13 protein-coding genes are annotated in these 11,817 nt (G+C 70.2%); 10 read left to right on the top strand and 3 right to left on the bottom strand.

Translation table 11 applies throughout. The annotated features are described in order from the left end of the window. A partial coding sequence (locus tag VFE05_02745) for a hypothetical protein (protein ID HET6228967.1) occupies positions 1 to 521 on the top strand: 521 nt, incomplete at its 5' end. A gap of 118 nt (positions 522 to 639) precedes the next feature. Here VFE05_02745 and VFE05_02740 read toward each other — a convergent pair. After that, positions 640 to 1,098 (bottom strand): hypothetical protein, encoded by a 459-nt coding sequence (locus tag VFE05_02740; GenBank protein HET6228966.1) that lies wholly within the window; start codon positions 1,096 to 1,098, stop codon positions 640 to 642. 339 nt (positions 1,099 to 1,437) lie between these two features. After that, complete coding sequence (locus VFE05_02735; protein ID HET6228965.1) at positions 1,438 to 1,716, bottom strand: hypothetical protein; 279 nt, start codon at positions 1,714 to 1,716, stop codon at positions 1,438 to 1,440. A gap of 162 nt (positions 1,717 to 1,878) precedes the next feature. Here VFE05_02735 and VFE05_02730 point away from each other — a divergent pair, with 162 nt between their 5' ends. The 8 genes from VFE05_02730 to VFE05_02695 all read left to right on the top strand — a co-directional run bounded on the left by VFE05_02730 (position 1,879) and on the right by VFE05_02695 (position 7,713). After that, positions 1,879 to 2,619: an MBL fold metallo-hydrolase gene (locus VFE05_02730; GenBank protein HET6228964.1), complete on the top strand. Its 741-nt coding sequence runs from the start codon at positions 1,879 to 1,881 to the stop codon at positions 2,617 to 2,619. Between the two features lie 400 nt (positions 2,620 to 3,019). Next, positions 3,020 to 3,688: a M15 family metallopeptidase gene (locus VFE05_02725; GenBank protein ID HET6228963.1), complete on the top strand. Its 669-nt coding sequence runs from the start codon at positions 3,020 to 3,022 to the stop codon at positions 3,686 to 3,688. A gap of 196 nt (positions 3,689 to 3,884) precedes the next feature. Next, on the top strand, positions 3,885 to 4,298 hold the full coding sequence (locus VFE05_02720; protein HET6228962.1) for a hypothetical protein: 414 nt from the start codon (positions 3,885 to 3,887) through the stop codon (positions 4,296 to 4,298). Between the two features lie 164 nt (positions 4,299 to 4,462). Next, complete coding sequence (locus VFE05_02715; protein ID HET6228961.1) at positions 4,463 to 4,879, top strand: hypothetical protein; 417 nt, start codon at positions 4,463 to 4,465, stop codon at positions 4,877 to 4,879. A 156-nt stretch (positions 4,880 to 5,035) separates the two neighbouring features. Beyond that, the gene (locus tag VFE05_02710) at positions 5,036 to 5,662 is read left to right on the top strand and encodes a DsbA family protein (GenBank protein ID HET6228960.1); all 627 of its coding nucleotides are present in this window, start codon (positions 5,036 to 5,038) and stop codon (positions 5,660 to 5,662) included. A 20-nt stretch (positions 5,663 to 5,682) separates the two neighbouring features. Then, positions 5,683 to 5,967 carry a hypothetical protein gene (locus VFE05_02705; GenBank protein HET6228959.1) on the top strand — a complete coding sequence of 95 codons (285 nt, stop codon included), beginning with the start codon at positions 5,683 to 5,685 and terminating at the stop codon, positions 5,965 to 5,967. Positions 5,968 to 6,202: 235 nt separating this feature from the next. Continuing rightward, positions 6,203 to 7,150, top strand: coding sequence for a hypothetical protein (locus VFE05_02700; protein HET6228958.1), 948 nt, complete (start codon positions 6,203 to 6,205; stop codon positions 7,148 to 7,150). Then, positions 7,147 to 7,713 carry a DUF6036 family nucleotidyltransferase gene (locus VFE05_02695; GenBank protein HET6228957.1) on the top strand — a complete coding sequence of 189 codons (567 nt, stop codon included), beginning with the start codon at positions 7,147 to 7,149 and terminating at the stop codon, positions 7,711 to 7,713. Before VFE05_02700 ends, VFE05_02695 begins: the two co-directional genes overlap by 4 nt. A gap of 149 nt (positions 7,714 to 7,862) precedes the next feature. Here VFE05_02695 and VFE05_02690 read toward each other — a convergent pair whose 3' ends face one another. Next, positions 7,863 to 9,128, bottom strand: a complete 1,266-nt coding sequence (locus VFE05_02690) for a CoA transferase (GenBank protein ID HET6228956.1) — start codon at positions 9,126 to 9,128, stop codon at positions 7,863 to 7,865. 1,393 nt (positions 9,129 to 10,521) lie between these two features. On the opposite strand from VFE05_02690, the gene VFE05_02685 reads away from it, so the two are divergent. Then, the gene (locus tag VFE05_02685) at positions 10,522 to 11,454 is read left to right on the top strand and encodes a MerR family transcriptional regulator (protein ID HET6228955.1); all 933 of its coding nucleotides are present in this window, start codon (positions 10,522 to 10,524) and stop codon (positions 11,452 to 11,454) included. Positions 11,455 to 11,817: the final 363 nt, after the last annotated feature.

The following is an 11,817-nucleotide window of genomic DNA, read 5'->3' as shown; positions in this document are numbered from 1 at the left end:
TGAGCGGCCTCCGCCCATCCCCCAACCCCACAAACGCCCCGATGCGCATCTCCAGGCAAACCCTCGCCGCCGCCGCGCTGGCGGCCGCCGCGCTGCTCTCCGGCTGCGACACCAAGGCGCGCGAAGCTTCCCGCAAGGAGGCGCGCCGCGACGCGTGCATCGCCACCGAGCTCCTGATCCAGGCCCGCAACCGCGCGGCGTCGCTGGACACGATCATGGCCAACGCGGGCGGCGGCACGGCCGGCTTCGCGCAGTCCGCGCGCCAGTTCGCCGTGGCCTACGACCAGTACGCCACCGCGCGCTCCGCCGGCCTGTCGCTCATGGACTCGGCCGCGTACGCGAAGTCGAGGGACGATTCGCTGGCGTGGGTGAACAGGGCCGCCAAGTTCAGCTTCGGCACGGCGCAGCCGGGCAGCCTGGCCGACAACGTGATCGCCAAGTACGACGCCGACTTCGCGGGCGCCAAGGCCAACCCGGACCACCCCTGCAACAAGCCCCAGGAGCCCGACGAAGACCGCTGACGTCCTCTCCGCCACGTGCGGAGCCGGTGGATGCAGAACAGCCCTCCCCGCGATCATCCGCGAGGAGGGCTGTCTCTCTTCGCCGGCCGAAGCGCGAGAGCGGAGCTTTACGCCCGGCTCAGCACTCGGCGATGGGGGCGTAGATGCGCGCGCTGCTGGAGTCGGTGGCGGACAGCGCGACGACCTGGTACTCGAGCCAGAAGCCGTAGAAGTTGCCGTCCGGGCCCTCGTCTCCCGGGCACTGGTACACGCCGGTGTACGTGTGCGCCGAGTCCAGGTACGACGTGGTGGTCTGGTTGCCGAAGGTGGTGAAGAAGCGCCGCTGGTACGCGCCGTTCAACGTTCGGTAGTTGATGAGCCGCACGGTGTAGCTGGTGGCGCCGGTCACGGGGCTCCAGCTCAGCAGCGGCGTGCCGCCCGAGTTGGTCACGCTGAGCGCCGCGAGCGGCAGCGTCAAGCGCGGCTGGCCCTGGTGCCCGTCCGCCACGGCGGAGTTCGCGGTGGGTGAGTCGCAGGCGGCGAGGCCGGCGAGCAGGGCAGCGGCGGCGGCGAGACGGAAGAATGGCTTGCGATGCATCTGATTCGATCCCGGCAGCGGTTCGAACAGGTTCCGCAACGTGCGCGGAGTTGACGTGAACGCCCCAAAGGAACGCAGCGACAGGTGTGGCCCGGTCCGCATCTACCAGATGCGCGGCGGGGAACGTCTGCTCCCGTGGGTGCTCTCCGAACCATAGGACAAACATCTTTGGTCGTCAAGCGTGCGTGACGAACGGCTACTAGGTTGACGGCCGGTGCGCGGATGACGCAACACGTCCCTCCGTGATGGCTTCGCCGGAGGGCCGTGCATCTCATCACCTCGTGACGGCGCGGGGGCCGGGACGGATGCGCCGCCCCGCATCTCCCGCACGCCTGGCCGTTACGAGTCGTCGTCCTCGTCGCCGCGGATGAGCTTGTTGAAGCGGCTCTCGCCCTCGGGGGTGAAGAGGAAGGTGAGGTCGCGGTCGTCGAAGATGCGGAACCACTCGTCCCACGAGGTCTCTTCCAGGTTCTCCTCGCGCCCGCCGCTGCCCTTGCCCTCCACGAAGTCGATGCGGAGCAGGCCGCCCGTGCCGTCCACGATGGTGGGGATGCCGCCGCGGTCCTCGACCCAGCGGCGGATCTCGTCGTGGTCCTTCGTCTTCTTAGCCGCGGACATGTGGTCCCCTCCCTCGGTGTCGTTTCGCTGAAAACCCGCCGGACGCGGCGCTGCATGGGCAATTCGCGTTCCGGCGGGGCGAGTGGCGCCCGGCTTGCGGCGGCCCTGCCCCGGCGGCAGAATGCACGTCCCGCCACGCCCGCACCCGTTCCGGAGCGACGCATGCCCACGCTGCACCTTCTCGGCACCGGCGGGGTGGTCACCGGCCCCGGACGCACCACGGTGATGCTCGCATTCACGCACGGCGGCTCCACGCTCGTGGTGGACTGCGGCGGCGACGTGGTGCACCGGCTGCTGGCGTGCGGCATCGACCCGGAGACGGTGGACGCGCTGATCGTGACCCACGAGCATCCGGACCATGTGAACGGGCTGCCGCTGCTGCTGGAGAAGGTGTGGCTGGCCGGCCGCGAGCGCCCGCTGCCCATCTACGGGATCGAGCCCGCGCTTGCCCAGGCGAAGCGGCTGATCGACGCGTACCCGTGCGGCGGCTGGAAGCAGAAGCCGCCGCTGGAGTGGCACACCGTGGCGCAGGAGCAGGGCGCGCCCGTGCTGGAGACGGAGCGCTGGCGCGTGACCGCGGCGCCCGGAACGCACTCAGTGCCCGTGATCGGGGTGCGTGTGGAGGACCGCGCGGGCGGCGGCTCGGTCGCCTACTCCTGCGACACCGAGCGGTCGGACGCCATCTCGCGCCTCGCCCGCGGCGCCACGGTGCTGGTGCACGAGGCCTCCGGCGGCGTGAAGGGCCACACCTCTGCCGAAGATGCGGCGCGCGTGGCCCACGAGGCGCGCGTGGACCGCCTCGTCCTCGTTCACCTTCCGGACGAGCTGCCGGACCTCTCCCCCGCTCTCGGCATCTTCGCCGACACCGAGTTCGGAGAAGACGGCGGGCGATACGAGTTCTGAAGATGCGGAAGATGCCGCCGGAGAGCGGCAAGCCTCGCTGAGCGTGGCGGTTGCAAACCCGGCAATGGAAGCGCAATGTCCGCCCATGCGGATGAACGACTGCGAGCGGGAGATGAGGTGCGGAGCCGGGACCTGATCGCTTTCGGAAGATCCCGGATGCGATGAATCGCACCCCTACAAACCCAGCTGTTGATTGGGGTTGGCCTGCTCCTGCCGACGATCCCGGCTCCACCCAACCTCCTGCAGCGCGCAGCGCGAGTTGCCACCGCGGCAGCAGCGACGAGCCGTCTCGACCCACACCAAGCCTGGACGTGCGCTAACCGCCGTGCCTTCCCCCGCTTGCGGGGGAGGGCAGGCGAGCCCCGCGAGCCGGGTGAGGGGCCCTCCCCCAAATCGACCAATGCCCAAGCCGATCTCCTCGATCCTGCTCGCGCTGCTCGCCGCATGCGCGCACCCGCGAACGGCCTCGCCCGCGCCGGACCCGTGCCCGTCAAGCGCGCCGGGACTGCTGGTGGACGTGCGCTCGCTGGATCCCACAATCCGCGTGGACATCCGCTACGCGACGCGGCACAACTTCACCGGGCACAGGCTGCCGGGCTACGAGCACGCGCGCCCGCTGCTGCGCCCGCAGGCCGCCGCGGCGCTGGCGCGCGTACAGGCCGGGCTGCGCGCCGAAGGCCTCGGGCTGAAGGTGTTCGACGCCTACCGCCCCGTCCGCGCGACCCTGGCGATGGTGGACTGGGCGGAGCGCACGCACCGGCAGTGGGTCCTGGACCAGGGCTACGTGGCCCGGCAGAGCGGCCATAACCTGGGCGGCACGGTGGACCTCACGCTCGTGCGCCTCGCGAACGGGCGCGAGCTGGAGATGGGCACCAAGTTCGACACCTTCTCGCCCGCGGCACACCCCGCGAACGCGACCGGCCAGGTGCTGGAGAACCGCATGCGCCTCGCCCGCGCCATGCAGGCCCAGGGCTTCGCTCCGTACGAGCAGGAGTGGTGGCATTTCCGCCTGGCGGGCGACTTCCAGCCGCTGGACGTCCCGCACGAGTGCTTCGCTCCGGCGCGCTGAGCCGCGGCACGGCACTTTTCGGAAGGCCGCCGGTGGATGTGCGGACCGGCCATCCGCCCATTCCCGCCTTTTCCGCACGGATCGCTTGCTCCGCGGTCCCCGGCACGTGTATCGTTCCGGAGCCGCTCACGCCTCGAACAGAGCCGCGCACCGATGCCCGGCGGCACCGCCCCGATCTCCATCCTCCGGAGGCTGCATGAGAAGCTCCTTCGCCCGCGTGCTCTCGCTTGCCGTTCTCGCGTCCACGGCAGGCTGCGCCGCGGCTACGCACAGCCAGTCGCTCTCGGCCAGCGCGGGCGCCGCGCGGGCGGGCCACAACCGGGACCGCTTCATCTACGGCGGCGATTGGATCAGCAAGCAGCATCGGGACCTTTTCGACATGGTCGTGCGGTCGCGCGGCGGATGGCTGCAGACGGACGGCGTGGCGGACCCGGCCAAGGTGGCGGCGGTGCCGCTCTACGTGAACGGCGCGCTCCAAGGCGACGTGAGCGGGCTGCACGGCCTCGACCCCGCGCGCGTGGGGCGGATGGAGCTGCTGGACGGCGAGGCGGCCACGCTGCGCTACGGCCCGCGGCACGAGATGGGCGCCGTGGTCGTCAGCTACCGGTAGGCGACCGGGACGAATACACTTATGCGGCCCAACCCTGTCGCGCCGCGGCGAACTCGTTACCTTCACGCCTCATCCGAGGTCGCGGTGCCGAACGACGCACTCGCGGAACCGCCATCCACTACCCGTACCCCCGTTCTTTCATGAGACACGCAACCCTTCCCGCGTTGACGATCCTCTTGCTCTCCGGCGCGGGTGCGGCCTGCGCGACCTCGGCCACCGGCGCGGCCCGGACGGCCAGCCCTGCGGATTCCGCCGCTGCGCACGCGACCTCCGCGCCGCGCCGCAACTCGCGCCGCCTCACGCGCGAAGAGATTCGCGCCACCTCGAAGAGCGATCTGTACGACGTGATCGAGACGCTGCGGCCGGCGTGGCTCCGCAGCGCCGTCCGCGAATCCGGCGTCACCGTCACGCCCATCCGGGTCTACCTCAACAACAGCCCGCAGGGTGGCCCCAGCGCGCTGCACAACATCGACGCGAACGGCGTGGAGTACGTGGAGCGGCTGGACGTCCAGGCCGCGACCCTGCGCTTCGGCAGCGGCAACACGCAGGGCGCCATCGTGGTAGTCTCCTCCTCGCAGTAGCGCCGCAATGCCGGAGCACGCGACGGGCCGTCCGTGGTAGGGCGGCCCTTCGTGCGTGCCGGAGACGGGGTGCGCGCCCGCGGGCTTGCGGCGCCGGGGGCGCGGTTCCAGATTGGGCGCGCTCCAGCGGATGGGCTCCTTCCGGAACGGCGGCGGATGGCGGCAGCGGCGGTCACGGTGTTCTCGGACTTCACCTGCCCTTTCTCGTACGTCACCGAGGCGGCCCTGTGGCGCCTGGAAGACGAGGGCGCGGCGCGGGTGAACTACCGCGCCTTCGAGCTCTTCCCCGCCCCGGCGCGCCTCCCGCTCGCCGGCGGCGATGGCTGGCCAGCCGCGCTCCGTCCGCTCGCGCAAGAGCTCGGGCTGGAGATGGGCATCCCGTCGCCTCCCGCGCGCACCCGCAAGGCGCACGAGGCGGCCCGGTTCGCGGCCTCGCGCGGCGTGGGGCGGCAGATGCGCGAGGCGATCTACCGGGCGCATTTCGGCGGCGGGCGCGACGTGGGGCGCATCGACGTGCTGGTGGCGCTGGGCACTGCGCTGGGGCTGGACGCCACGGAGACGAAGGTCGTGCTCGACGTCGACACCTTCACCGCGGAGGTGGAGGCGGACGAGGCCGAGGCACGGCGGCTGGGCATCGGCGCCGTCCCCGCGCTGGTCGTCGGCTCCGGCGCGGCGGCGCGGATGCTGCTGGGTGCGCAGCCGCTGCACGCGCTCCGAACGGCGCTCGCGCAGGCCGAAGACGACGAACACAACGGGCCGGGCGCAGCGCCGGACCCTTCCTGAGCATTCGCAACGACCGGGACATGTCAGACTACGAGCGCAGCACCGTCCTCCCGACCCGCGAGGTCTTCCAGAAGGCGGCCGAGATCTTCCCCGGCAAGGCCGAGATGGGCCTCACGGACGAGTCGCGCCACCACGTGACCTATGCCGGCGGCGAGGGCACGGTGACGCTGGAGGCGCACCGCCACGGCCAGGCCACCATCGTCACGGCGCGCACCGACCAGCTCCGCACCTCCAAGCTGGACGGCGTCGTCCGCTTCCTAATGAACCAGCTCCCCTACCAGTGGGGCGACCCGCCGCGCGAGTGACCGCCCCGGCGTTCCCGGTAGATGTACGGCAGTAGGCACGATGGGCCGGCTCGCGATTGAGCCGGCCCATCGTGCTTTTTACCAAGCCGATCGAGCTACCGGCTTCTGCAACCACGTTGGACTTGCCTGCCGAATCCAGCCGAGGGCGTGGAGCGCACCCACTAACCGCACAAATAGATTGCCAAAGTAAGCATCAGTAAATATTGTAAGTTGAATCTTATATTTGGAGTTCGCCATGAAACGTCGGGAGCGCGTTGGGAGCCCGTTCTCCACCGTGCTGGATACGGTGTTCGGGTCCGAGGCGTCGGTGCGCATCGTGCGCGAGCTCTGCTTGGCCGACGCGCCGCTCAGCCGCGCAGAGATCGCCAGACGGACCGGGCTAAGCCTGCCAGGGGTCGGGTCCGCGACGGCGAAGCTGCACAGGGCCAGCGTGGTGGAGTTCGTGGGCACTGGCGCGCGACAGTCCGTCCAGATGCGTCCGCGGCACCCGTTCACTCTCCATCTCCGTATGCTGTTCTTCGTGGAGCGCGGCTACGCCGAAACCGTGATCGACACGCTCCGGAGTGCCGTGGCTGGCGTCAGCCCGGCCCCACGATCTGCATGGCTGGAGCCAATCGAAGGCCCGGCGGCGCCAGCGATACTCACTGTGCTGGTTGGTGCACGCGACGTTCCCGTCACACGGGAGCAGCTGCGCCAGCCGCTGCGTGAGACGCAAGACGAGCTGGACGTGACGATCGAGCTGAACGTGGTGACAGAAGCCGACGTGGAAACAGCCGAAGCCGAGCTAGCCGAACGGTGGAAGCAGGCGACGCTGGTCTACGGGCAGAGCCCCGCCGGCCTTGCCGTCTCGCCGGCTCGTGCATCCGGCCCCCGGACGCACCGCAATCGCGACATGGCTTCGCTGCACCGCGCAGTGTGGATCGCCCAGCGTTTGGAGCACGACCCCACGCTGCTCAAACGTGCGAGGCAGTGGCTGGTGACGCACCTCCCCTCCGTCTCCACGCACGAGGAGCACGAGCTCCAAGAATGGCTGGATATCTTGCACGGGGCGTCGGTGCCACGCATCCAGCACGTGCTCTCGGACCCGGGCGAACGCGGCCAGCGACTACGCCAGAGCAACCCCTTCGTCCAGATCCTGAGCCGGTCCGAGCGATCGGAGATGCGCAAGGAAATCGCCCTGTGACTCGCGAGCAGCTGGAGCACGCGATTCGCGCCGCCTGCGACGTGGCCGGCGAGCGCGCGGTGATCGTCTTCGGTTCGCAGTCCATCCTGGGGCAGTACCCGGACGCTTCGCGCGAGCTGCGGCAATCCATGGAGGCGGACGTCGCACCCGGCTCGAACGATCCCGACGTGGCGGACCGGATCGACGGGGCGCTGGGCGAGGATTCCGCATTCCAGCAGGCGCACGGCTTCTACGTGCATGGGCTCACGCTGGATGCGGCAGCGCTACCGCGCGGATGGGAGCGGCGGGTCGTGGTTGTCAGCAATGAAAGGACGCGCGGCAGCGAAGGCCGCTGCCTGGAGGCACACGACCTGGCGGCCAGCAAGCTGGCGGCATTCCGCGACAAGGACAGGGACTTCGTGCGGACGCTGCTGGCGGAGGGGCTGATCTCGATACCGAAGCTGATCCTGCGCGTGGGGCAGCTGGAGCGGTGCGCGATCCCGGCCGAGCGGATACTCAAGTGGATCGAGGTCACACAGCGCGACCTCGCGGATGCTCCGCGCGGACGAGGTCAAGGCAGCTAGCGCCGCGACCTATCTGCGGATAGAGGCCGCGGCGAGCCGCTCAACGACCCTGAACGAGCATGCCGACAGTATGCGGTCCGAGATCGGAACCGGCACCTGCAGGCGTTGGTTGACACCGATGCCGCGAGGACGGCGGACCGCAGGGTCTCTCACGCGTCCCCCGTCTCGTGAGCGATTCCCGCGGCGGATTCGGACGGGCGGTGGGGACTCCAGCCGTCGCGCTCCACATCCGCCGTGTGCTCGCCGAGGGCGGGCGCGGGGAGGCGCATCGCAGCGGGGGTGCGGGAGAAGCGGAAGGGCGACGGGACCGTATCCACCGTGCCGAACGCGGGGCCATGCATCTCCCACAGCCCGCTGCGCCCGGTGAGGGCGGGGTCGGCCAGCGCCTCGGGGACGGACTGGATCGGCGCGCACGGTACGTTCGCGGACTCCAGCAGCGCCAGCCACTCCGCAGCAGTGCGGGCTTGGAAGCGCTTCGCGAGCAGAGGGACGAGCGTGTCGCGGGCCTCCACGCGCTGCGGGTTGGTTGCGAACCGCGCATCATCCCCCAGCTCGTCCGCGCCGATGGCCGTGCAGAGGCGACGCCACTGGCCGTCGTTGCCGACCGCGACGGCGAACGGCCGGTCCGCCCCGTCGAACGCCTGGTACGGGACGATGGTCGCGTGCGCGTTCCCCCAGCGCCGCGGCTCGCCCTGGGTTACGAGCGCCGCCTGCGCGACGTTGATCAGCCCCGCGAGGGCGCTGTCGAAGAGCGCCACCTCCACACGCTGGCCCACGCCGCTGCCGTCGCGCTCCCGCAGCGCCGCCAGCACGGCGACGGCGGCGTTCTGCCCGGTGAGCACGTCCACCAGAGCGACGCCGGCCTTCATCGGCGCGCCGCCGGGCTCGCCGGTGATCGACATCCACCCCGCCCGCGCCTGCACCGCGAAGTCGTAGCCCGGCGTCCCCGCGTCCGGCCCGTCGCTGCCGTAGCCCGTGATGCTGCAGAACACGAGGCGCGGGTTCCCGGCCGAGAGCGCGTCGTAGCCCAGGCCCCACGCGTCCAGCATGCCCGGCGCGAAGTTCTCCACCAGCACGTCGGCGTCGCGGGCGAGGCGGCGGACAAGGGCGCGGCCCGCCTCGTCCTTCAGGTCCGCCGCCACCGAGCGCTTGTTGCGGTTCACGCACAGGTAGTACGCGCTCTCCCGCCCCGCATCGCCCTCGGACCACGGCGGACCCCACTGGCGGGTGTCGTCACCGGTGCCGGGGCGCTCCACCTTGATCACGTCCGCGCCCAGGTCCCCCAGCATCATCGTGCACAGCGGCCCCGCCAGTACGCGGCTCAGGTCCAGCACGCGCAGGCCCGCCAGCGGCTGCGCGCCGGTTGGGAGAGATGACGGACGGGACGACGATTCGGGAGATGCTGGCACGCTCATGAGCTCCGGCGGACGGGGAACGAAGCGGCGGAGAGTAGCCGCGCAACCGCAGGAGCGTCAAGAAGAAACAAAGACAAAAACGACATCCACTTCCTCACCGAGCACAACGAGTGATCGCCAACCCTCCTTGTCAGAGATTTCTCAAACCCGGCGAGCGAAACCGGAGAGTATCTCAAACGGTATCTACGAAGGGAACCCTCATCGACATTTTGGATTCTCATCTTAAGGCTCAAAAAAATCTAGAGCGCACGCTAAACGGGCATTTACCTGTTGACACCTCGGCGCCGGTAGCCGACCATAAAGGTGTGTTTCGGTCGCTGAACGCACGGCCACGGTTCTGAATCGCCAGGACTGTGGCCGTACCTTTTATCACGCGATTGGAGGCACTGATGGCTTCACGTAGACGGACGTGGAAAATCACCGTACGGGTTGATCGTCACGCGGATGAACCCGAGCGACTGAGTGAGATGTACCTTCCCTCGCCCGGTCCGGACAGCCGACGCGGGGGCCGACAGGCGATCCTCTGGTCGCTCAGTACAGTGGCTGCCGCAATCGTCGGATACGTCGTTCAGATACTTCTGGGCTGATGACCAGCAGGTCAGGCGAACAGGAGGCTATCTCGAAGAAGAAGCAATGGGTTCGGTGATGCGGACCGGGCACCGGGGTTGGTGATGTTGAGGAGAACGTTGGCTTCCGCCAGAACGACGGCGGTGGGGCGCGATCACGGAGGGAAGCACCAAGAGCGGGGACGATCCGGCGCGGACGCGAACGGCGCCGAACGACTGCGTGCGGCTCCCGGCAGACCCGTCGCACCACGGGGCAGCGAGCCGCGGTCGTGCAGCTGCGCATCCAGCCCCCGTCGATGTCGATGCAGAAGTGCCAAGACGTCGGGCGGCCGAGGTCCGGATCGTGTACGCCAGCGCGTCGAGCGCCAGGGAAGTGGAGGCGTAGACGCCACCGGCTCCCGAAGAGCCGCGCCACCTCGCCGTCGAGGTGGGCGAAGGGAGCGCGGCAGACCTGCCAGCGCGTTCCCGGCTTCCCGAATGCCGTGCACCACTTATGTACCGTCCTCCGCCGCGGCGTGGCGCGCGGCAAGGCGGAAGAGGCGCCCTTCGGCACTGGCGCTGAACCGCATGTCAGACGAAGTTGCGAGGAGCGCCACACTGCAAGGTGGTCGCGGAGTTGCACGACACCTCGCACCGCCTGTGACGTGCCGCGAAGAAGGCGATCGACTGTGGCACAGCGGCCGTGTGCGCCCAGGGCCCCCACGACGCTTGACGGGGCGCGGGCGCGATGTGCCGCGCCTGGCTGCGAGGCCGTAGCTGTCGGGACTCACACTGCGAACCCATGACGGGGAGCACCACGCCGCTCTTGCGCGGGCTCCCGGGGACACATGCCCAAGCGAGCTAGCCCTGCCAGCATCACGCTGGACCTGACCGGGCGCATGACGTACCGGATCCAGAGCGTGGCGCGCCTCACCGGCATCCCGCCCGCCACCCTGCGCGCGTGGGAGCGGCGCTACCACCTGATCGCGCCCGACCGCACCGCCAAGGGCTACCGCCTGTACACCGAGCAGGACGTGTCCATGCTGTCGCGCATCAAGGCGCTGGTGGACGGCGGCCTCAAGGTGGGCGAGGCGGTGGAGGCGGTGCGCCGCTCGTCGCCCGCGCTCTTTCCCGTGGACGCCGCCAGCGCCCTGGATCTCGCGCACGGCCGCGAGCAGCTCTTCGCCGCCCTCCTGGCGCTGGACCGGCCCGCCGCCGTGGCCGCGTACGACCGCCTGTCGCTTGTCTCGCCCATGCGCAAGCTGGACGACGTGCTGCTGCCGCTCATGCGCGACCTGGGCGCGCTGTGGGAGCGCGGCAAGGCGAGCGTGGCCCAGGAGCACTTCGCCTCGGCGTTCGTGCGCGAGAAGATGCTGCGGATGATGGAGGGCCTGGACGCCCTGGCCGCCACCGGCCCGGAGGCGGTGTGCGCCGGCATACCCGGCGAGCCGCACGAGCTCGGGCTCATGGCCGCCGCGCTGCACCTGGCCGCGCGCGGGTGGCGGCTGGTGTACCTGGGCGTGAGCGTGCCCTTGGGCGACCTGCGCGCCGTGCTCGCCGCGCGCCGCCCCGCCGTGCTCTGCACCTCGGTCGTCCTCGGCCGCCCCGCCGCCGAGCTGACCGCGCTCCTGCGCGACCTTCGCGCCGCCGCGCCGCCGGAGACGCGCGTCGCCCTGGGCGGGGCCGGGGTCGCCGCACACTTCGGCGCGAGCCCGGTGGAGGGCGTCAGCATCTACCCCACCTACGCGGCCATGCTCGCCGACGTCCCCGCCTCCGCATAGCCGCGCCCGCGTGACTTTGGTGTGGAACAGCGGGTACGACGGGAGATGAACGGCCGGCCACGGTAGATGCGGCCCGGTCCCGCGCCTTCGACGCGGATCGAGATTCGTACGACGGTGACGCCGGATACGACACGACGATGAAGCCCCGGCATCCCCTGAGATGCTGGGGCTTCGTCGTTTCTGGTGATGCAGCCGCGGCGGCTGAGCCACCGATCCGCTAGAGACAACCGGGCGGGGAACATGCGTTTTTGCGCGAAGGCGGATGCGTGGCGCCACACATCCGCCGGGGATGGCGCCAGCGCACGATAGACGCACGCGCAAACAGTCGTTTGCCATGCGGATAGGATCTATAATACGCTCGCG

The organism is Longimicrobiaceae bacterium, from assembly GCA_035696245.1.
In the GTDB taxonomy this organism is placed as follows: domain Bacteria; phylum Gemmatimonadota; class Gemmatimonadetes; order Longimicrobiales; family Longimicrobiaceae; genus DASRQW01.
This window is presented reverse-complemented; position numbering and strand designations above follow the sequence as displayed.